This window comes from Pseudomonas sp. Marseille-Q1929 (genome assembly GCF_017316265.1).
Classification (GTDB): Bacteria; Pseudomonadota; Gammaproteobacteria; order Pseudomonadales; family Pseudomonadaceae; genus Aquipseudomonas.
The window spans coordinates 82144-102986 of record NZ_JAFLWU010000013.1 but is presented as its reverse complement, the minus strand read 5'-3'; the positions used below and the strand labels follow the sequence as shown (position 1 = coordinate 102986).

The window sequence follows — 20843 nt, the reverse complement described above, 5'->3', positions numbered from 1 at the left end:
GGCAAGCCAGCTCCCACAGTTGATCTCTATTGTCTGGGCTGGATCATCCGCCGCAAGGCCGCGCAATCCTCAGCATGCCAATCGACAAGCGCCGGCCACGGATTCTCCGGCAAATTGACCAACACCGTGCGCGCCCCCGCCGCCCGGCCGCAATCCAGGTCAAAGCGGTAATCCCCCACCATCACCATTTCGCCCGGCGCCACATCCCACGCCGCCGCCAGTTTCAACAACCCATCCGGGTCCGGCTTCGGCTTGGCATCATCACGCCCCAGCACATCCTCGATGGCAAAGCAGTCCGCCAAACCAATCGCCTCCAGGGTAATGTGCGCCAATTCCCGCGCGTTGCGGGTCAGGATGCCCAGGCGATAACCGCGCCCGGCCAACTCGCGCACCAGTTCCACGGCGCCTTCTGCGGCCACCGAACCCAGCGCCAGCTCGCGCTCATGCTCCAGCAACCACGCATGCTTGGCCGCCGCGACCTCCTTGGGCAACGCCGCCAGGTGGGTGAGGATGTCGTCCTCAGGCGGAATCTCCAACGCCGCGCGAATCGCCGCAAAATCATGCACGGCCACCGTCAGGGTGCCGTCCATGTCGAACACCCAGTGTTTGACGTCTGACAGGCTCATGCCCAGTCCTTGCGATGGCGGATCAAACCTTCCTGAGTCACCGACGCCACCAACTGCCCAGCACGGTTGTACACGCTCCCCCGGGAAAACCCACGGGAATTGCCGGCCCACGGGCTGTCCATGGCATACAGCAACCAGTCATCGGCGCGCAGGTCGGCGTGGAACCACAGCGCGTGGTCGAGGCTGGCGACCTGCATATCTTTCTGCCACACGGTCTTGCCATGGGGCAGCAGCGAGGTGGTCAGCAAGCCGAAGTCCGACGCGTAGGCCAACAGGTATTTGTGCAGCGCAGGGGTGTCGGCCAAAGCGCCATCAGCACGAAACCACACGTACTTGACCGGGTCGGACGGCTGCGGGTTGAACGGGTCTTTTTCGGTGACCGGGCGCACTTCGATGGGCTTGGGGCACAGCAGCTTGTCGCGCATATGCTCGGGGATCAGGTGCGCGCGTTGCTGGGTCAGTTCCAGCTCCGACGGCAGGTTTTCCGGGCCGACCACCACGGGCATGGTGCTCTGGTGCGAGAAGCCTTCTTCGTCGTACTGGAACGAGGCGCTGCAGGTGAAGATCGGGTTGCCCTTCTGGATCGCGGTGACCCGACGGGTGCTGAAGCTGCCGCCATCACGCACGCGGTCCACTGAATACACCACCGGCAGTTTCGCATCGCCGGGGCGCAGGAAATAACCATGCAGGGAGTGCACGTGCCGCGCTTCTTCTACGGTCTGGCTGGCGGCCGACAGCGACTGGCCGAGCACCTGGCCGCCGAACAGTTGGCGAAAACCCAGGTCCTGGCTGCGGCCGCGAAAGAGGTTTTCCTCGATCGGTTCCAGGGTCAGCAGGTCCACCAGATCTTCCAATACTTGGCTCATAGAGCAACTCCTAACATCTATAGGGCATTCCGGGCTGCTTATCCGTGCAGCGTGTCCAACCATTGGGCGCGGGTGATGCGGTACAACACATGATGGCGCAGCGGGTCATCGGCTGCGACCTTGGGGTGTGCAAAATCTGCCTGGGGATCGTAATGCATACCGATGGCCTGCATGACTTTTTGTGAGGGCATGTTGGCTTCGGTGGTGAAGGCGACGATTTCATCCAGTTGCAAGCGATCGAATCCCGCGCGTAATGCGGTCCAGGCCGCCTCGCTCGCGTAACCCAGGCCCCAATGCTCGCGGGCCAGGCGCCAGCCGATCTCGACCGCCGGGGTGAACGCCGCGTCAAAGCCGACATTCAGCAGCCCGGTGAGGCCGATGAACTCGCCTGTATCCTTGCGCTGCAAGGCCCACAGGCCAAAGCCGTATTCGGCGAAGTGGCCGCGAATCCGCCCGATCAGCGCGGCGCTTTCCAGGTGGCTCAATTTGGCCGGGAAGTAGCGCATCACCTGGTCGTCGGCGCACATGCGCGCAAACTCCGGCAGGTCGCTGTCGCGCCATTGGCGCAGCACCAGCCTTGCGCTTTCCAGTTCGAGTATCGGCTCCATGGGTCCCCTCCCTTGCCATGTGCGTGAGTGTACAACGCGGGTAAGATCCGTCGCAGGTTCCCATCAGAAAATCCCATGCCTTTGCCACTGATCTATCACGATGACTACAGCCCCGAGTTCCCGGCGGACCACCGCTTCCCCATGGACAAGTTCCGCCTGTTGCGTGACCACCTCGTGTCCAGCGGGCTGACCGAGGACAGCCAACTGCTGCGCCCGCAACTGTGCCCACCCGAGATCCTGGCCCTGGCCCATGACCCCGGCTACATCGCACGCTACATGGGCGGCGAACTGTCCCGCGAAGACCAGCGCCGCCTCGGCCTGCCGTGGAACGAAGCCCTGGCCCGGCGCACGGTGCGCGCGGTCGGCGGTTCGATCCTCGCCGCCGAACAGGCGCTGGAACACGGCCTCGCCTGCCACCTCGCCGGCGGCACCCACCACGCCCACTACGATTACCCAGCGGGCTTTTGCATCTTCAATGACCTGGCGGTGATCAGCCATTACCTGCTGGCCAGCGGCCGGGTCAATCGCGTGCTGATCTTCGACTGCGACGTGCACCAGGGTGATGGCACCGCACGCATCCTCCACGACACGCCGGACGCCATCACCGTGTCGCTGCATTGCGAAAAGAACTTCCCCGCGCGCAAGGCCCAGAGCGACTGGGACATCCCACTGCCCATGGGCATGGGCGACGCCGATTACCTCAAGGTGGTGGACGACGCGCTCAACTACCTGCTGCCGCTCTACCAGCCGGACCTGGTGCTGTACGACGCCGGCGTCGATGTGCACAAGGACGACGCCCTCGGTTACCTCAAGCTGACAGACCAAGGCGTCGCCGCCCGCGATGAAAGCGTGATGCGCCACTGCCTGGGCCGCGACATCCCGGTGATGGGCGTGATCGGCGGCGGCTACAGCAAAGACCGCCCTGCCCTGGCCCGGCGCCACGGTATCCTGCACCACAGCGCGCAGCGGGTGTGGACGTCATCAGGCTGTCATTGAATTGTGCGCGTTACCCACAATGCCTGTGGAACGGCCTGTGGATAACTTGAGCGTAAGCGGCTAAGAGCCAATATCTGTATGGCTTGTAGGAAGGTGTACATTTTTTGATCAGTCGTTTGCGTTCTCGTCGGGTAGAATGCTCGCCCTGTTTATTCGACCGTAGCCCTTGCCATGCCCCAGACCCCACCTCAACACGTCACCATCATCGGCGGCGGCCCTGCCGGGCTGATGGCCGCCGAAGTCTTGAGCCAGGCGGGGCTGCGCGTGGATGTGTACGACGGCATGCCATCCGTAGGCCGGAAATTCCTGCTAGCCGGCGTGGGCGGCATGAACATCACCCACTCCGAAGCCTACCCGGCGTTCCTGTCGCGCTATGCCGAGCGCGCGCCACACATGGCCCCGCTGCTGCGTGGGTTTGGCGCCGAGGCTTTGTGCGAATGGATACACGGCCTGGGTATCGAAACCTTTGTCGGCACCTCCGGCCGGGTCTTTCCTACCGACATGAAAGCCGCGCCCCTGCTGCGCGCCTGGCTCAAGCGCCTGCGGGATCAGGGCGTGGTTATCCACACCCGGCATCGTTGGACTGGCTGGAATGCCGACGGTGACTTACTTATCCACAGTCCCGACGGCGAAAAAACTGTCCACAGCGATGCGGTGCTGCTGGCCCTCGGCGGCGGCAGTTGGTCGCGCCTGGGCTCCGACGGTGCGTGGCTCAAGTTGCTGGAAGACAAAGGCGTGCGCAATGCGCCGCTGCAACCGAGCAACTGCGGCTTCGAGGTGTCGGCCTGGAGCGAGTTGATGGTCAGCAAATTCGCTGGCGCGCCGCTGAAAAACGTTGCCATCGGCTTGGGCGACGAAAAACCTCGGCTCGGCGAGTGCGTGGTCACCGCCACCGGGATCGAGGGCAGCCTGATTTACGCGCTGTCGGCACCGATACGCGAGGCGATCAACCAGACCGGCTCAGCCACGGTGCATATCGACCTGTTGCCGAGCAAGCCTGTGGACAAGATTCGGGCTGCGTTGGCCAAACCCCGTGGTTCGCGTTCGATGAGCAAACACTTGCACAGCCAGTTGGGGCTGGATGGTGTGAAGGCTGCGCTGTTGCGTGAGCTGGCGCCTGCTGAACACTTCAATGACCCGGCGCAACTGGCCGCCGCCATCAAAGCCCTGCCGCTGACGCTGGTGAAAACCCGACCAATGGACGAAGCGATCAGCACCGCTGGCGGCGTGCCGTTCGAAGCGCTGGATGAGCGCTTGATGCTCAAGCAATTGCCAGGGGTGTTTTGTGCGGGAGAGATGCTGGACTGGGAAGCGCCGACGGGCGGGTACTTGCTGACGGGGTGTTTTGCCAGCGGGCGAGCGGCTGGGCGGGGGATGGTGGAGTGGCTTAGGCGCTGAGATTTGGGGTGGATTCAAGGCCGCCATCGCAGGCAAGCCAGCTCCCACATTTGACGCTATTCACACATCAAAATGTGGGAGCTGGCTTGCCTGCGATGAGGCCATCAGCCCCACCGAAAAATCACTTCTTCTTACGCGGCCCAGTATTAAACACCGGCACCTTGCGCACCGGCTTGATCGAAGGCTCCGACGGCGCCACGTCCCCGCTGTCCACCCATTTGCCCAGGTTGCGTTTACCGCCGCCACCGGAAGCTTTAGGTTTCTTCGGCTTTTTCGGCTTCTTCACCACCTGCCCACTGGCATCGGTGTCCGGCACACGGTGCTCCGGTTCGAAGTCCGGCTCCATCTTGCGGGTCAACGTCTGACGCGTGAGCATCTCGATGGCCGACAGCATGTTCACTTCATCGGCACACACCAGGGAAATCGCCTCACCGGTGTTGCCCGCACGGCCGGTACGACCGATACGGTGGATGTAGTCTTCCGCCACGATCGGCAGGTCGAAGTTGATCACCAGCGGCAGGTCTTCGATGTCCAGGCCACGGGCCGCCACGTCGGTGGCCACCAGGATCTGCACTTCGCTCGACTTGAAGCGGTCCAGCGCACGTTGGCGCGTGGCTTGGGGTTTGTCGCCATGGATGCCGTCGGCGTTGATGCCCAGGCCCTGCAACTTGTCCACCAGCGCGTCCACGCCGTTACGGGTCTTGGCGAACACCAGCACCTGCTTCCAGCGGCCCTTGCGCATCAGGTGCACAAACAGCTCCGGCTTGCGCTTCTTGTCCACCGGCACCACCCACTGTTTCACGGTGTTGGCGGCGACGTTGCGCGGGCTGACTTCGATGCTCAGCGGGTCGTTGAGCATCTGCCCGGCGAGCAGGCGGATGTCATCGGAGAAGGTCGCGGAGAACAGCAAAGTCTGGCGCTTTTTCGGCAGCATGCGGTAGATGTTCGCCAGCTCTTCGGAGAAGCCCAGGTCGAGCATGCGGTCGGCTTCGTCCAGCACCAGGGTTTGCAGCTGATTAAGCTTCAGCGCGTTCTGGCGGAACAGGTCGATCAGGCGGCCAGGGGTGGCGACCAGGATGTCGACGCCCTTGCGCAGCTTCATCATCTGCGGGTTGATGCTCACGCCGCCGTACACCGCGTAAGTGGTCAACGGCAGGTTTTGCGCGTACTCGGCGACGCTGGCGTGAACCTGCTCGGCCAGCTCGCGGGTTGGGCACAGGATCAGTGCACGCGCCGAGTTGGCGGCGACTTTCGGCCCTTCCAGGGTCAGCAGTTGCAGCAGCGGCAGGGCGAAACCGGCGGTCTTGCCGGTACCGGTCTGGGCCGCAGCCATCAGGTCGCGACCGGCCAGCACCGCCGGAATGGCTTGCGCCTGCACCGGCGTCGGGGTCTGGTAGCCAAGCGTCTCAAGGGCGCGCAGCAAGGGTTCGATCAGGCCAAGGGAGGCGAAAGTCATGTAGTTACCGTAGGAAAATTCAGCGCAAGCACGCAATGCGCCGCAGTTTACCTTATTTCGGGCTTCGGCTTGCGCCACTGGGGCAGGCTGATCAGCAGGACGGCACTGATGATTACCAGCATCGCCAGGGCTTCCTCCATGCCGATGGTCTCGCCAACGAACACAATCCCGAGCAACACCGCCACCGCCGGGTTCACATAGGCGTAACTGGTCGCCGCTGCCGGACGTACGTGCTTGAGCAGGTACATATAGGCGTTGAAGGCGATGATCGAGCCGAACACGGCCAGGTACGCCAGCGCCAGCCAGCCTTCCAGCGGCGGCATGGCTTGCAAGCGTTCACCGGTCAACGCGCTGCCGATCAGCAGCGTAACGCCCGCCACCAGCATCTCCGCGGCACTGGCCATCGCGCCCTGGGGCAGCGGCAAGCGGCGGCTCCACACCGAACCGAATGCCCACGAAGCGGCGGCAAACAGCAGCAACGCAGCGCCCATCGGGCTCGATTGCAAGGTGCTGCCCATATTGAGCATGGCGATACCGGCAATCCCCAGGATCACACCCGCCCATTCCAGACGGGTATTACGCGCGCCCCAGAAATACCCACAGAGCAAGGTGAACAACGGCACCGTCGCCACCGCCAGAGCGGCCACCCCGGACGACACCCCGGAATGCTCGGCCAACGTCACCGCGCCGTTGCCGAAGGTCAGCAGCAAAATGCCGATCTTCGCGCACGCCTTCCACTGCTCCCACGTCGGCGCCGGCACCCCGCGCCAGCGCAGAAAGCCATACATCACCGCCCCCGCCGCCAAAAAGCGAATCCCGCCGAGCATCAGTGGCGGCCAGTACTCCACGCCAATGCGGATCACCAGATAGGTGGAACCCCAGATCACATACAACGCAAAAAAAGCGGCGATCAACGGTAAGGGAAAGCGACTTGGGCCAGGCATTGGGTGGCTCTATGGCAGGAGGTGGGATGCTTATTCTAAAAAGGCAGGCCCTTAAACATAAGTTACAAAACCTGTTTAAACCGCCCATACACTTTTCAAAGCATGGTTATGAAGGCTATAACCCATGCTTTCGAAAGCCACACGCAACTGGAGCCTTATCATGGACAAATACGACCGCATGCTCCTCAGCGCCCTGCTCGAAGACGGCCGTGCGTCCTACGCCCAACTGGCGCGCACGGTGAACCTCTCGGCACCGGCCGTGGCTGAGCGGGTGGCCAAGTTGGAGGCCAGCGGGGTGATCACCGGGTATCAGGCCAAGGTCGATCTGTCCAAGGTCGGCTTGCCGATTCAGTGTGTGATTGAACTGCGATTGACCAATCACGGCAGCCAGAAGGTGTATGACGCCCTGGCGGAAATTCCCGAGCTGACGGAATGCCATCGGGTAACGGGCGATCCGTGCGTGATCATGCAAGCGGCGGTGGGTTCGATGCCGGAGTTGGAAAATTTGATCAACCGGGTCGCCAAGTTTGGCTTCAGCAAGACGTCGATTATTTTGTCGAGTGCGATAGAGCGGCGGGTGCCGTTGGCGCAGTTGGAGAGCAATGGGAAAAGTGGTGGCTGAACGATCGCTATCGCAGGCAAGCCAGCTCCCACAGTTGGAATGCATTCCACTGTGGGAGCCGGGCTTGCCCGCGATGGCGTCAGTTGCCTCACAGCGGACTTGAGCGCTGTTCAATCAGATCCACAACCTGCTTGATCGTGGTGAAGTGATCCCAATCTTCCTGAGTCGCACGCAGGTTGAATTGCCACTTGATCTGCATGATGAAACAGGTCAGGTCGTCATCGATGATCTTGAAGTCATGGATGAAGTTCGTTTGCTCTGATACTTGGCTATGGTCGATGAAGCCAATTATTTCAACGAACAATTGAATGACCCTTTCGCTGATCTGAGCCCTCATTTCGCCAATCTCCTTGCCCTCTTCCAATATCGAAACAGATACCAGATTTGGTGGAGATGGCGAAAGTGGTCGTGGATCAGGCGCTGGACTGCACACAGTCTCGATGAACGACACATAACCCCTGTGGGAGCTGGCTTGCCTGCGATGGCGGTGGGTCAGCCAGCATTTGCACTGCCTGACACACCGTCATCGCGGGCAAGCCCGCTCCCACAGGGGAATGTGGTGGGGTTAAAACCCGCGATGTTTCTTGAGGTGTTCGGTGATTTTTGCCGCCGGGACTTTCTGCAAGCTGCACAGCAGGTCGTGGGACAGTTCGCGTAAACCATGCGTACCGCGCAATTCCTGCGCCAGATGCGCCGTAAGGTTGGCTGCCATTTCCGCATCCGCCATCGCCCGGTGAGCCTTGCCGGTATGGGGCAGTTGGGCAAATGTGTTCAGCGTGCCGAGCTTGTGATTCGGCGCCGTCGGCATCAACCGCCGCGCCAGCAGCAACGAACAAGCGAACTTTTGCAGGCGGGTTCGGCGGATCAAGCCCAGTTCAAAGTCCCAGAACTTCTGGTCGAACGCGGCGTTATGCGCCAGCAACGGCGTAGTGCCGACGAACTCATTGACCTCATTCATCACCCGCTCCGCCGGTGGCGCGCTGCGCAGCATGGTGTTGCTGATGCCGGTGAGTTGTTCGATGAACGCGGGCACGTGCACGCCGGTTTTCATCAGGCTCTGGTAGCGGTCCACGATCTGGCCGTGCTCCAGGATGACCACGGCGATTTCCGTGGCGCGGCACTGGCTGCTGGGGCTGATGCCGGTGGTTTCAAAGTCGATGACCGCTATACGTTCCAAACCTGTTCCAACTCCGTCTAACTATTTATTTGAGCAGCAACGCGCCTTCGATCGGCACGTAGCGGCTGGCAGCGCGTATCAGCGAATTGGCCGTCAGCCCCGGCACGCCGTAGGCCACGGCTTCGACGCCATGCTTGTTGATGATGCGTTCGAGCAGCATGTCGAAATCACCGTCGCCGGAAGCCAGGACGATTTCGTCGACGTGGTCGGCGGCGTCCATGATGTCGAGGGTGATGCCCACGTCCCAGTCGCCCTTGGCCGAGCCGTCGCTGCGCTGGATGTAGGGCTTGAGTTTTACCGTGAAGCCCAGGTTGCGCAGGATCTGCTGGAATTGCTGCTGCTTGCTGTCGCCCCGGTCGATGGCATAGGCGTACGCCTCGACGATCTGCCCGCGCGAGCTGATGTCAGCCCACAGGGCGGCGTAGTTGAAGTGGCAGCCATACGCTTGGCGCACGGTGTAGTAGAGGTTTTGTACATCGGCGAACACTGCAATTTTCTTCACCGCACTTCCCCATGACAGCCACTTGGATGCCGGGCGCGCACGCCCGCAAAGGCGCCAGTATGCCAGCCATGGGGGCGTTTCCGAGAAAAATCAGCCCGGCGCGACGAAGCGCGCCAGGCTTGGGAGGGTCAGACGAAGGAATCGTCGTCGCCATCGGTGAAGGAATCGTCGGAATAATCGCTGTCGGCAAAGCTGTCCGAGTTGTTGCTGCCCCAGTTGTCGTTGCCGGCAAACTTCTGGTCGTCGTTGCCCCAGCCGCCTTGATCGCTGGCCGGTGCCGGTTGTTCGATGATTTCTTCCACCACCTGCGGCTGCTGGTTGTGATGGAACAGGCTGCTGATGCCTTCGGCCAGCAATACACCACCGGCCACGCCAGCGGCGGTTTTCATCGCCCCGCCGAGGAAGCCACTGCCCACTGGAGCGGCAGCGGGAGGCTGTTGATAACTTTGTTGCGGCGCAGGCGGCTGGCTGAACGACGGACGCGTCGGCTCACGCCAGCCACCCGACGATGGCGCCGCGCTCTGGGCCGGTGGCTGTTCACGGGAACCGCCGCCACCAAAGATGCTCGACAGGAAGCCACCGCTGCTCGGCGCTGCGGCGGGTGCCGCTTGGGCTTTGGCGCGCTGTAACTCTTCCTGCAATTGCTGGATCTGCTGCGCCTGCTGCTTGTTCTGCGCGTCGAGGCTCTTGAGCGCATGTTCCTGCACCAGGATCGACTGGGTCATGTAGTACCCGGCCGCCGGTTGGCGCGTCATGTGCTCCTTGATCCGCGCTTCGGCCAGGGCGTCGCGGGGGGCTGAGTCCGTTTCGGCTTGTTGCAACCGTGAAAACAGTCCATCGATCAGGGTTTGCTCTTCGCTGTTCATGGCGACCTCGTTAGATTGCCGGTAAAAATCGTGGCCTCGCCTGACGTCAGGCTGAGTGCGATCTAGTTATGGGGGTGTTACGAGTTGTTTCAATGGTCTTTACGCAAGGTTTACGTTTGCGTGCCAAAGGTCGCGATCGGGTAAAGTGTTGCCCTTGCTTTCAGGCCTGCGAAGAACTTGATGAATCCGTTAGACGTGCTGCGCGACTCCTTTCGTTTCACCCTCGGCAACCTGGGCGCCATCGTCCAGTTGTGCCTGCCGCTGGTGATCCTCGAAGCCCTGCTGCAACAGGTACTCGACCACACGCTGGGCGCGGATGCGTTCCCCGGCTACAGCGTGGTGGTCGGGTTGCTGGTGTACCCGCTGTACACCGGCGCCTTGATCCTGTTTCTCGACGCCCGCACCCGTGGCGAGTCGCCGCGCACCAAGGATGTATGGGCCATGGCCCTGACCCTGTGGCCGCGCTTTGCGCTGCTGACGGCCATGAGCACGCTGTTGATCCTGCTGGGGCTGTCGCTGTATTTCCTGCCAGGGTTGTGGTTGATGGTGGTGCTGGCGTTTGCCGAATACCTGCTGGTGCTGCGCGGCATGTCGGCGCTGGAGGCGATGAAGGAAAGCTTGCGTCTGACCCGTGGGCATTTCTGGCGCATCCTGGTGTGCCTGCTGTGCGTGATGACGCCGCTGTGGCTGCTCAAGGGTGCCAGTGTCGCGGCCTACCCAACGCCCGCTCCGCTACTGGGGTTGGTGATGGACAGCGCCCACAGCTTCCTGCAGCTGTTTACCAGCGTGGTGTTGTTCCGTTTATTCATGCTGATCGGTGGCGATGCCGACGCGCGGTGATATGCTCCGTGCCACCTCTGAAACGCTATAAGCCGAGCCGATGACCCGTTTATTGCGCATCACCCTGCTGGGCCTGTTGATCAGCGCAGGCCTGCTCAGTGCCCTGATCTACAGCCTGACCTGGCGCCCCGAGCTCAAGGAAACCCTGCCCGTCAGCTGCGTGGCACCGCGTGCGCCGACCCTGCTGCCGGGGCAGGCGCTCAAGGTCATGACCTGGAACGTGCAGTACCTGGCCGGCAAGAACTACGTCTTCTGGTACGACACCGCCGACGGCAGCGGCCCGGATGAGCGCCCCACTGTCGAAGACATGGCGTTCAGCCTCGACGAAGTGGCCCGGGTGATCCGCGACGAACAGCCCGACCTCCTGCTGTTGCAGGAACTCGACGAAAACGCCAAACCCTCCCACTACCAGGACCAGCTAGCCCTGTTGCAAGAGCGCCTGGTCGACCTCTACCCATGCAGCGCCCAGGCCTTCGACTGGAAAGCCGACTTCGTCCCCGACCGGCACATCTTCGGCAGCGTCGGCCGCAAGCTGGCGACCCTCAGCCGCTACCAGATCGAACACGCCGAGCGCCTGCAATTGCCTGCGCCCGAGGCCAATCTCCTCAGCCGCCAGTTCCAACCCAAGCCCGCCCTGCTGCTGACGTACCTGCCCCTGAGCGACGGTGGCCAACTGGCCGTGCTCAACACCCGCCTGGACGGCAACGCGCCTGGGCGCAGTGCCGTGCAAGGGCAAGTGCAAGCCACGCTCAAGCTGCTGGATAAATTCGAAGGCCGGGGCACACCCTGGTTGATCGGTGGGGATTTCAACCTGCTGCCGCTGGGGCAATTCCTACGCCTGGACGCGGCTAAACGCGGACAGTATTCGCCAGACAGCGAGCTGCATCTGCTGTGGGACAAATACCCGATGATCCCGAGTAACAGTCAATCCAGCGGCATCGACCGGGAGAAATGGCTGACGAATTTCCCCAATGACCCGAGCCTCGATGGCCCGGATCGTACCCTTGATTATCTGTTCTATAGCCCGCGCATCAAGCGGGTGGAAGCCCGGGTGCGGCAGGACGATACGTTGCGCATCTCCAGCCATTTGCCGGTGATTGCGCGATTCCTGCTACCCGCCGCGCAATAAGGCCCTGTGGGAACTGGCTTTTGTGGGAGCTGGCTTGCCTGCGATAGCGGTGGGTCAGCTGAAACTATGTCACTGATACACCGCTATCGCAGGCAAGCCAGCTCCCACATCTGATCTCCATCGTGTCTATTTGCGGGGTTTGATCCGGGCAGTTGCTTCAGCCACCAACGGATCATCCGGCCAGTAATGCTTCGGGTACCGCCCCTTCAAATCCTTCTTAACCTCGGCGTAGGTACTGCGCCAGAAGTTCGCCAGATCCTGCGTCACCTGCACCGGCCGCCGCGCCGGGGACAGCAGGTGCAACTTGACCACCTGGCGCCCGCCGGCAATACGCGGTGTGTCCGCCAGGCCGAACAATTCCTGCAGGCGCACCGCCAGAATCGGCGGCTGTTCGCTGTAGTCCAGACGCACCGACGAGCCCGACGGCACTTTCACATGTTGCGGCGCCAGTTCGTCGAGGCGCTGGGGCAGCGGCCAGGGCAACAGGTTGTGCAGGAAGCTGGAGATATCCAGGTTGGAAAAATGGCTCAGGCGCGAGACTTTGCCGAGGTAAGGCATCAGCCAATGTTCGAGGCCGGCGAGCAAGGCGCCGTCGCTGATGTCAGGCCATTCGCTGGTTTTGCCGGCATCGAGATGGCGCAGCAGCATGACGCGGGCTTGCCATTGACGCAGCTCGGGTGTCCACGGCAGCAGTTCCAGGCCTTTGCGCCGCACCAGGTTGACCAGCGCCTGGCTGCGCGCGGCTTCGTCGAGGCCGGTGAGGGGCTCGCGGCTCAGTACCAACTCGCCGACTTTGCGCTGGCGTTCGGCGCGCAGCACGCCTTCGCGTTCGTCCCAGTCGAGTTGATCGACGTTGCGCACCTGCTCGGCGAGCACCGTGTCGAACAGCGCCGGATCAAAGTCCGCCGCGAGGTAGATGCGTTCTTCGCGCTGGCCCTGGCGGCTGCCGAGGTCGGCAATCACCAGCCACGCTTGTTTCATCAGGCTGTCGGCTTCGGCGAACAGCGCCGCGCGGCCATTGGCCAGGCGATATTCGGCGCCACCGGGGCGACGTTGCTGGGCGACGCGGTCCGGGTAGGCCAGCGCCAGCAAGGCGCCGAGCCAGCGCGGGTGATCGGGGTCGGCCACCGGTTGCGTGGCCTTGCCTTTTAAATAGCCACGGTATTGCCGCGCCAATTGCTTGGCCCGCTGCACGCCGCCTTGGGTTCCACGGGCGCGCTCTTCGCCGGACAGCAGTGCCAGGCGGCTGTGCAAATCCGCGCCGCCGCCGCGCAAGATGTCGCGCTCGCCCAACAGCGCCGCGACATCACATGCGGTGGTCGCCAGCCCCAGATCCTGCCCACGCAACAGCAAATGGGCGATGCGCGGATGGGCCGGCAACTCGGCCATTTTCTGGCCGTGGGCGGTGAGTTTGTCGTCATTCAAGGCGCCAAGCCGCACCAGCAAATCCTGGGCCTGGGCATACGCGGCGGTGGGCGGCACATCCAGCCACACCAGTTGCGTGGGCGTGACGCCCCAGCGCGCCAGTTGCAAGGCCAGGCCGGCGAGGTCGGCAGCGAGGATTTCCGCGCTGCCATACGCGGCGAGGCCTTCATGCTGGTCTTCGGACCACAACCGGTAACACACCCCCGGTTCCAAGCGCCCGGCCCGACCGGCACGCTGGGTCGCACTGGCGCGTGAGATGCGCTGGGTGTCGAGGCGGGTCATGCCGCTGCCGGGGTCGAAGCGCGGCACCCGCGCCAGCCCGGCGTCGATCACCACGCGCACGCCGTTGATGGTCAGGCTGGTTTCGGCGATGTTGGTGGCCAGCACCACTTTGCGTTTGCCGGCGGGCGCCGGGTCGATGGCCGCGCGTTGGGCGTTGAGGTCGAGCTCGCCGTGCAGCGGGCAGAGCAGCACATCGGTGCGATCACCGAGGGCGTCAGCCAGTTGCTGGTTGACCCGACGAATCTCCGCTTGGCCCGGTAGGAAAACCAGCACGCTACCACTTTCATCGTGCAGCGCTTCAAGGATGGTCTGCACCAGGCGCGGTTCGATAAATTCCCCGACCTGGTACGGCCGCCCCCAGCGCATCTGCACCGGGAACATGCGCCCTTCGCTGCGCAGAATCGGCGCGTTGTCGAGCAAGCCGGACAGGCGCTCGCCTTCAAGAGTGGCGGACATCAGCAGGATTTTCAGCGGCTGCTCATCGCGAAACAGGTCGCGGCCGTTGAGGCTCAGGGCCAGCGCAAGGTCGGCGTCGAGGCTGCGCTCGTGGAACTCGTCGAAGATCAGCAGCCCCACGCCGTCCAGCGCCGGGTCGTCCTGCAAGCGGCGGGTGAGGATGCCTTCGGTGACCACTTCGATACGCGTATTCGGCCCGACTTTGCTGTCGAGACGGATGCGATAACCGACGGTTTCACCGACCTTTTCCCCCAGCTCGCTGGCCAGCCGTTCGGCGGCGGCGCGGGCGGCGAGGCGGCGGGGTTCGAGCATCAGGATGGTTTGCCCGGCCAGCCACGGCTCGTTCAACAACGCCAACGGCACGCGGGTGGTTTTACCGGCACCGGGCGGTGCTTCCAGCACGGCTTCATGGCGATTCGCCAAGGCGTCACGCAGGGTGGGTAAAACATCATCGATCGGCAACGAATTCATACTGGCTCCAAAGCAGAGCGGCGAGTATAACGGCGAACGGCCGAGTGCCGGTGCTGGTCTCAGAAACGCCGCCCCACTTCGATTGTGAATGCAATCAAAGGTGGGAGCTGGCTTGCCTGCGATGGCGGTGTATCAGTACCACATTGGTAGGCTGACCCACCGCTATCGCAGGCAAGCCAGCTCCCACATAGGATCGGCGTCGTTCAGCCGATCTGGCATATAGTCACTCTCAATACATGTTCAGGAGATTTCCCCATGCGTATCGCTTCCCGTGTCATCGGCGGTGTCCTTGCCGTCACCCTGCTGAGCCAATTGACGGCCTGCGGTTCGATCTTCTACCCGGATCGCCGTGGCCAGATCGACGGCAAGATCGACCCGACCATTGCCGTGCTCGACGCCGTGGGCCTGTTGTTCTACGTGATCCCTGGCCTGATCGCCTTTGGTGTGGACTTTGCCACCGGTGCGATCTACTTCGAACCGGGCAAGACCGCGCAAGTCGCGCCAGAGAAACTGCACGAAGCCATCGGCGCCGACGGCAAGGTCGATACCGCCAAGCTGCAAACCATCATCCAGAAAGAAACCGGCCACACCTTGCCGCTGGACGACCCGCGCATGATCCAGTTCAAGGGCAGCGTGCAACAACTCGCCTCCCTCGGCCTGCAACCCGCCGCCTAAGGATTCGACCCGTCTATGACCAGCAGCCCCGAACACGCTAGGCTCCTGCGCCTGGCCACCCGCGCTTCGGTCGGCGTCGCCTGTGCGCTGATCATCACCAAGGCCATCGCCTGGTGGCTCAGCGGCTCGGTGAGCATGCTCGCCGGGTTGACCGACTCGCTGCTGGACGGCGTCACCTCGCTGCTGAATCTAATCGCCGTGCATTACGCCCTGCGCCCGGCCGATGACGATCACCGTTACGGCCACGGCAAGGCGGAGTCACTGGCGGGCATGGCCCAGGCCCTGTTTATCGGCGGCAGTGCGGTGTTGATCGCGCTGCAAGCCTATGAGCGCTTGCAGCACCCGGAACCGGTCGGCGCGCCGTGGCTGAGCATTGGCGTGATCATTTTTTCGCTGGTGCTGACGGTGGCGTTGCTGATGCTGCAACACCGGGTGGTCCGCGAAACCGGCTCCAACGCGGTGCGGGCCGACTCGCTGCACTATCGATCGGACTTGCTGCTCAACGGCAGCATCCTGGTGGCGCTGGTGATTGCCGGCCTGGGCTTTCATCAGGTGGACGCGTGGTTCGGCCTGGGCATCGCCGCCTACATTTTGTGGAGTGCGGTCCAGATCGCCCGGGAAAGCTTTGCAGTGTTGATGGATGAAGAGCTGCCGGCGGACGTCAGCCAGCACATGCTGGAACTGGCCCGCAGCGTACCCGGCGTGCTCGGCGCCCATGACTTGCGCACGCGCATCTCGGGCAACCACTGGTTTGTGCAGTTGCACCTGGAGTTGCCGGGGGAATTGACGCTGTCGGTGGCCCACGCCATCAGCGACCAGGCCGCCGATGCCATCCACACCGCCTACCCGCGCGCCGAAGTGCTGGTGCACGCCGACCCGCGAGAAGTGGTCACGGGCAATAAAGCCTAGTACTGCACCTGGTACCCACGGCTGCTCAGGCAGTTGCCCTGGGCCTGGCGGTAGGTTTGCACCACCGCCGGGTCGGGGGCGTAGGTGACTTGCTGCGGATCGAAGCCGCTTTGCTGCACGGCCCAGCGATAACAGTCATAACCGTCCTGCTGCACCTGGGCCGGTGACTGGCCGTTGGCGGGATAGGCCACCACGTCATAGCCATTACCCTGCGGCGCCGGTTGTGGCGCGGGCACCTGCGTGGGCGGTTGCACCACCACGTACTGTTGGGAGCTGCTTTCGTAGGTGTAATAGGCACCGGCCGCGAGGAAGAACAGCGCGCTGCCCACCCACACTTCCCGCGCGTAGTCCGGCAGGTATTGCACGCGGATGCCGTACGGTGGCGTCACCACCACATAACGCGGGCCCTGCGGGCGATACCAGTAGCCACCGGAGAAGAAGTAGTCCTGGCCACGGTAAGGCACGCGGTAGTTGCGGTCGGGGAAGCGGTCGATCACGTACCCAGGGCGATGCTGCGGGCCGGGGCCCCAGCCATTGCCATGCCCGTCGGGGCGGCCTGGCCAGCGGTTGTCGCCAGGGCGGTTATTGTTGTAGCCGCCGCCGTTGTTGCCTGGACGCGAGCCGGGGCCGCCAGCTTCCCAGTGCTGGTTGCCGTCGTTGCGGCGGGGGATGTCGCGGTAGTACCCCTGGCGCGGCTCCTGGGTCTGACGCACGGTGTCGGGGCGACTTTGGATCGGCAGGTTGTTCGACGGCTGCGGTTGCACGGGCCGACTCGGCTCATTGCCCGGCTGACGGCCTTGCCAATGGTCGTTCTGCCCACTGCGCTGTTCGAAATGCTGATTCTGCGGGCGAGGCTGATTGCTTTCCGGCCGTGGCTGGTTGTTTTCAGGCCTTGGCGCGTTGTTCTGCTGGCGTGGCTGTTCATTGCCCTGCTGGCGGCCGCCGCCCTGGCCGCGCTCATGCTGACCACCGCCTTCAGGGCGTGGGGTGTTATCACGCTCGTCGGCCACAGCTTGCGCGCCAACGGTGACCATCAGCAAACCTACACCTGTCAAACGCCAGATGCGCTTCATGCTATTCCTCACTGCGGATTAGGGCCTATCCATGAGACTGGAAAAGCATGGCCCGGTTCTCGGACAGGTTATCAGTCACGAGAAACATTTTCGCAGGCAAAAAGAAAGGGGTGACCCGTCGGCCACCCCTTGAGAACTTCGTCCGTGCTCAACGCTTTTGACGTTGGCTCACCTCACGCCGTCTTGTGGACAGTGTGCAGCCTGGAGGCCGGCTCAACCCTGCTGGGGCGGCGGCCGCAGCGGGCCTGATTGGGCGCGCTGCTGTGGACTGTTGTCCAGGCGGTGATTCTGTTGATAAAGATACCCGCCAGCGCCCGGCAGATGATTGCGAAGATTGCGTCAATAAACAGTGCTTGCGCAATTTTTAACCCTTCATAGATAATTCGCCGCAATAGTTACGACAAAGGCCAACCCAATGAGCAAGCTTGACCGATACGACCTGAGTATTTTGGCGGAATTGCAGCGTGACGCGCGGATCTCCAACCAGGAGTTGGCCGAACGCATCGGCTTGTCGCCGTCGCCGTGCTCGCGCCGGGTCAAGCAGTTAGAAGACGACGGCTACATCGCCCGCCAGGTCGCCCTGCTCGACCGCAAGATGCTGGGCCTGAGCCTCACCGCCTATGTGCTGATCGGCATGGACCGGCATACACCGGAGCGTTTCGAGAACTTCGAGGCGGCGATCCGCACCCTGCCCCAGGTGCTGGAATGCAGTTTGGTCACCGGGATGGATGCGGACTATCAGTTGAAGGTGGTGGTGCCGGATATGGATCACTATCAGAAATTGCTGCTGGGGCATCTCACCCGCATCGATGGGGTGACCAGCGTGCGGTCGAGCTTTGTACTTAACCAAGTACTCAACAGCACCGAACTCCCCCTGACCCACCTGCGCACTTAAGATCAATAGAGATCAAATGTGGGAGCTGGCTTGCCTGCGATGCAGGCGACTCGGTCTTTCAGTTACACCGAGTTGATGCTATCGCAGGCAAGCCAGCTCCCACATTGACCGCGACCGACTCAGGTCAATGTTGTGTCTTTAGCGCTGCCGTATACTTCCCGCCTGTATTGTCGGAAAAATACCCCATGAACAACATCGACCCCGCCCTCTTCGAAGAATGGATGATGACCGGCCTGGTCACCATCCTCATCATTTTCATGGGCTTTATCGTCTGGGACCTGGCGAAGAAATCCAAGGCCGGGCGCTTTGGCTCGTTCATCCTGTTCTTCGTGCTGGGCCTGGGTGTGGCCGCGTTCATCATCAAGAGCGTGGTGATCGGCCTGATCGAATCCGGCGCTCTATAGGCGCGCCGGCACTTCCTTCCACTGGCCCTGGTCCAGGCCGTCGATCGTCCAATCGCCAATTCGCACACGCACCAGGCGCAAAGTGGGCAAGCCCACCGCCGCCGTCATACGTCGAACCTGGCGGTTACGCCCTTCCCGAATCACCAATTCCAGCCACGACGTGGGTACGCTTTTGCGAAAGCGCACCGGCGGGTTGCGCGGCCATAACTCGGGCTCGGCCAACTGCCGGGCTTCGGCGGGCAAGGTCATGCCGTCGTTGAGTTCCACACCGGCACGCAGGCGTTGCAGCTGTTCTTCGCTCGGTTCGCCTTCCACCTGCACCCAGTAGGTTTTCGCCAGCTTGTGCTTGGGGTCGGCAATCCGCGCCTGCAACTGGCCATCGTTGGTCAGCAGCAGCAAACCTTCGCTGTCACGGTCCAGGCGGCCCGCCGGGTAGATGCCGGGGATGTCGATGAAATCCTTGAGGGTCGCGCGCCCGCCTTCGTCGCTGAACTGGGTCAGCACGTCGAAGGGCTTGTTGAACAGGATCAGCTTCGGCTCGGCCGGCGGTGCCTTGGCAACGCGACGCGCGGCGGAATACGGGGGCTTCACGCCAGGACGGCGCGAATCGGGACGGGTGGGACGGGACATGGCTTCGGTACATCTAACGGTCAGGACCGACAATGCTAGTGGCCTGACCGTTAAATGACCATCCCAACCGCTTAGCGGAACGGCGGCTCGTCGAAACTGCGCAGTTTGCGCGAGTGCAGCGAGTTGAGTTCGGTGCGCAGCAGATCCACCGCCTCGATGCCGATCTTCAAGTGCTGGCTCACCGCACGTTCATAGAACGCGTTGGCCGAACCCGGCAGCTTGATTTCGCTGTGCAGCGGCTTGTCCGACACACACAACAACGTGCCATACGGCACCCGCAAGCGATAACCCTGGGCGGCGATGGTGCCGCTTTCCATGTCCACCGCCACGGCGCGGGACAGGTTGATCAGCGGCCGCTCCTGGGCCCAGCGCAATTCCCAGTTGCGGTCGTCATAGGTCAGCACGGTGCCGGTACGCAGGCGTTTTTTCAGCTCTTCGCCTTTTTCGCCGGTGACGTTGGCCGCCGCTTGCTGCAAGGCCATCTGCACTTCGGCCAGGGCCGGGATGGGGATGTTCGGCGGCACCACCCGGTCGAGAATCCCGTCGCGGCGCATATAGGCGTGGGCCAGTACGTAGTCGCCGATGGTCTGGGATTGGCGCAGGCCGCCGCAGTGGCCGATCATCAGCCAGCAATGCGGACGCAGCACCGCCAAGTGATCGGTGATGTTCTTCGCGTTGGACGGGCCCACACCGATGTTCACCAGGGTCACGCCGTGGCCGTCGCTGGCCTGCAAGTGATAGGCCGGCATCTGGTAGCGGTGCCAGACCACGCCCGCCGCAATCGCCGACGCTTCGCCGTGGTCCATGCTCTTGTCGATCACCACGTTGCCCGGCAGCACCATGCGGATAAAACGCGGGTCGCTGCGCAGTTGCTCCAGGCCATGCAGGATGAACTGGTCCACGTAGCGGTGGTAGTTGGTCAGCAGGATCCACGGCTGCACATGGCGCCAGTCGCTGCCGGTGTAGTGCACCAGGCGGCGCAGGGAAAAATCCACGCGGGCTGCATCGAACAGCGCCAGGGGCAGCGGGTCGGTGTTTTCCCAGTCGTAGAGGCCGTCGGCGATGCCATCGGTGGCGGCCGACAGGTCGGTGCTCGGGAACACACGGGCGAGGGTCGCGGCGGTCACGCCGGAGCCGGCCAGTTCGTCGCCCTGCTCCACCACGTAGGGGTACGGGATGTTCTGCTGGCTGACGCCCACTTCCACCGTCACGGTGAAGTCGTGCATCAGCGGCACCAGTTGCTCCAGCAGGTACTTACGGAACGCGGCGGGATGGGTGACGGTGACGCTGTAGGTCCCCGGTAACTGGACCTTGGCGTACGCCCGGGTAGTCTGTGGGACTTCGCCGTGGCAGTGGTAGGTCAGGCGCAGTTCCGGGTAGCGAAACAGCGCGCGTTGTTCGGCGTCGGGTTCGACGCGGTCTTTGAGGTATTGCTTGAGGGCTTGGTTGAGTGCGCCGGTAGCACGCTCATGCAGAGCCGCCAGCCGGTCCACGGCTTCTTCGGCGGATTGAACGACAACAAAAGCTTCGGTCACGGTAAGCATCCTGTGTTCTGACGTGCAGGCCTTTATCTTGCCTGTATCCAAGGCCTAC

General features: G+C 62.8%; 22 protein-coding genes. 9 read left to right on the top strand and 13 right to left on the bottom strand.

The genetic code is table 11. From position 1 onward, the window contains the following. Window positions 1-26: 26 nt before the first annotated feature. From J1G37_RS15990 to J1G37_RS15980, 3 genes are read right to left on the bottom strand one after another with little or no spacing between them, the layout of a single operon-like run. The gene (locus J1G37_RS15990) at window positions 27-626 is read right to left on the bottom strand and encodes an HAD family hydrolase (RefSeq protein ID WP_207043213.1); all 600 of its coding nucleotides are present in this window, start codon (window positions 624-626) and stop codon (window positions 27-29) included. Next, window positions 623-1492 (bottom strand): acyl-CoA thioesterase II, encoded by an 870-nt coding sequence (tesB, locus tag J1G37_RS15985; protein ID WP_207043212.1) that lies wholly within the window; start codon window positions 1490-1492, stop codon window positions 623-625. Before tesB ends, J1G37_RS15990 begins: the two co-directional genes overlap by 4 nt. A gap of 38 nt (window positions 1493-1530) precedes the next feature. Beyond that, complete coding sequence (locus tag J1G37_RS15980; protein WP_017737390.1) at window positions 1531-2100, bottom strand: GNAT family N-acetyltransferase; 570 nt, start codon at window positions 2098-2100, stop codon at window positions 1531-1533. Between the two features lie 75 nt (window positions 2101-2175). On the opposite strand from J1G37_RS15980, the gene J1G37_RS15975 reads away from it, so the two are divergent. Further along, a complete protein-coding gene (locus tag J1G37_RS15975; protein ID WP_207043211.1) occupies window positions 2176-3096 on the top strand; it encodes a histone deacetylase in 921 nt (306 codons plus the stop codon). Window positions 3097-3267: 171 nt separating this feature from the next. Beyond that, window positions 3268-4494, top strand: a complete 1227-nt coding sequence (locus tag J1G37_RS15970) for a TIGR03862 family flavoprotein (protein ID WP_207043210.1) — start codon at window positions 3268-3270, stop codon at window positions 4492-4494. A gap of 121 nt (window positions 4495-4615) precedes the next feature. Here J1G37_RS15970 and J1G37_RS15965 read toward each other — a convergent pair whose 3' ends face one another. Further along, entirely contained in the window at window positions 4616-5950 is a 1335-nt protein-coding gene (locus tag J1G37_RS15965) for a DEAD/DEAH box helicase (RefSeq protein WP_207043209.1), read from the bottom strand. Between the two features lie 47 nt (window positions 5951-5997). Then, the gene (gene yedA, locus J1G37_RS15960; protein ID WP_124527825.1) at window positions 5998-6894 is read right to left on the bottom strand and encodes a drug/metabolite exporter YedA; all 897 of its coding nucleotides are present in this window, start codon (window positions 6892-6894) and stop codon (window positions 5998-6000) included. 160 nt (window positions 6895-7054) lie between these two features. On the opposite strand from yedA, the gene J1G37_RS15955 reads away from it, so the two are divergent. Next, window positions 7055-7516, top strand: a complete 462-nt coding sequence (locus J1G37_RS15955) for an Lrp/AsnC family transcriptional regulator (RefSeq protein WP_017737385.1) — start codon at window positions 7055-7057, stop codon at window positions 7514-7516. Between the two features lie 88 nt (window positions 7517-7604). On the opposite strand, the gene J1G37_RS15950 is transcribed toward J1G37_RS15955, so the two are convergent. From J1G37_RS15950 to J1G37_RS15935, 4 genes are all read right to left on the bottom strand, one after another. Continuing rightward, complete coding sequence (locus J1G37_RS15950) at window positions 7605-7853, bottom strand: acyl carrier protein (RefSeq protein ID WP_207043208.1); 249 nt, start codon at window positions 7851-7853, stop codon at window positions 7605-7607. 228 nt (window positions 7854-8081) lie between these two features. Beyond that, entirely contained in the window at window positions 8082-8693 is a 612-nt protein-coding gene (locus tag J1G37_RS15945; RefSeq protein ID WP_207043207.1) for a 3'-5' exonuclease, read from the bottom strand. A 25-nt stretch (window positions 8694-8718) separates the two neighbouring features. Then, a complete protein-coding gene (locus J1G37_RS15940; RefSeq protein WP_124527830.1) occupies window positions 8719-9195 on the bottom strand; it encodes an NYN domain-containing protein in 477 nt (158 codons plus the stop codon). Window positions 9196-9323: 128 nt separating this feature from the next. Further along, a complete protein-coding gene (locus J1G37_RS15935; RefSeq protein ID WP_207043204.1) occupies window positions 9324-10061 on the bottom strand; it encodes a DUF2076 domain-containing protein in 738 nt (245 codons plus the stop codon). Between the two features lie 180 nt (window positions 10062-10241). Here J1G37_RS15935 and J1G37_RS15930 point away from each other — a divergent pair, with 180 nt between their 5' ends. Continuing rightward, window positions 10242-10901 carry a YciC family protein gene (locus J1G37_RS15930; RefSeq protein WP_207043203.1) on the top strand — a complete coding sequence of 220 codons (660 nt, stop codon included), beginning with the start codon at window positions 10242-10244 and terminating at the stop codon, window positions 10899-10901. Between the two features lie 40 nt (window positions 10902-10941). Continuing rightward, window positions 10942-12030 (top strand): endonuclease/exonuclease/phosphatase family protein, encoded by a 1089-nt coding sequence (locus J1G37_RS15925; RefSeq protein ID WP_207043196.1) that lies wholly within the window; start codon window positions 10942-10944, stop codon window positions 12028-12030. A 126-nt stretch (window positions 12031-12156) separates the two neighbouring features. Here J1G37_RS15925 and hrpB read toward each other — a convergent pair whose 3' ends face one another. Further along, the gene (gene hrpB / locus J1G37_RS15920; protein ID WP_207043192.1) at window positions 12157-14664 is read right to left on the bottom strand and encodes an ATP-dependent helicase HrpB; all 2508 of its coding nucleotides are present in this window, start codon (window positions 14662-14664) and stop codon (window positions 12157-12159) included. Window positions 14665-14919: 255 nt separating this feature from the next. Here hrpB and J1G37_RS15915 point away from each other — a divergent pair, with 255 nt between their 5' ends. Both J1G37_RS15915 and J1G37_RS15910 read left to right on the top strand, forming a co-directional pair. Next, window positions 14920-15339, top strand: coding sequence for a polyribonucleotide nucleotidyltransferase (locus J1G37_RS15915; protein ID WP_207043190.1), 420 nt, complete (start codon window positions 14920-14922; stop codon window positions 15337-15339). Between the two features lie 15 nt (window positions 15340-15354). Then, window positions 15355-16248: a cation diffusion facilitator family transporter gene (locus tag J1G37_RS15910; protein WP_207043188.1), complete on the top strand. Its 894-nt coding sequence runs from the start codon at window positions 15355-15357 to the stop codon at window positions 16246-16248. On the opposite strand, the gene J1G37_RS15905 is transcribed toward J1G37_RS15910, so the two are convergent. Beyond that, a complete protein-coding gene (locus J1G37_RS15905; protein WP_207043187.1) occupies window positions 16245-17321 on the bottom strand; it encodes a DUF6515 family protein in 1077 nt (358 codons plus the stop codon). The two genes, J1G37_RS15910 and J1G37_RS15905, sit on opposite strands and share 4 nt — an antisense overlap. 415 nt (window positions 17322-17736) lie before the next feature. On the opposite strand from J1G37_RS15905, the gene J1G37_RS15900 reads away from it, so the two are divergent. Both J1G37_RS15900 and J1G37_RS15895 read left to right on the top strand, forming a co-directional pair. Beyond that, a complete protein-coding gene (locus J1G37_RS15900; RefSeq protein ID WP_017735654.1) occupies window positions 17737-18216 on the top strand; it encodes an Lrp/AsnC family transcriptional regulator in 480 nt (159 codons plus the stop codon). A 194-nt stretch (window positions 18217-18410) separates the two neighbouring features. Continuing rightward, window positions 18411-18620 (top strand): DUF2788 domain-containing protein, encoded by a 210-nt coding sequence (locus J1G37_RS15895; protein WP_025999909.1) that lies wholly within the window; start codon window positions 18411-18413, stop codon window positions 18618-18620. On the opposite strand, the gene J1G37_RS15890 is transcribed toward J1G37_RS15895, so the two are convergent. Together J1G37_RS15890 and amn are read right to left on the bottom strand one after the other, a co-directional pair. Continuing rightward, complete coding sequence (locus J1G37_RS15890) at window positions 18615-19250, bottom strand: pseudouridine synthase (protein ID WP_242551609.1); 636 nt, start codon at window positions 19248-19250, stop codon at window positions 18615-18617. The two genes, J1G37_RS15895 and J1G37_RS15890, sit on opposite strands and share 6 nt — an antisense overlap. A 71-nt stretch (window positions 19251-19321) precedes the next feature. Continuing rightward, on the bottom strand, window positions 19322-20794 hold the full coding sequence (gene amn / locus J1G37_RS15885) for an AMP nucleosidase (protein WP_177325320.1): 1473 nt from the start codon (window positions 20792-20794) through the stop codon (window positions 19322-19324). Window positions 20795-20843 lie beyond the last annotated feature (49 nt).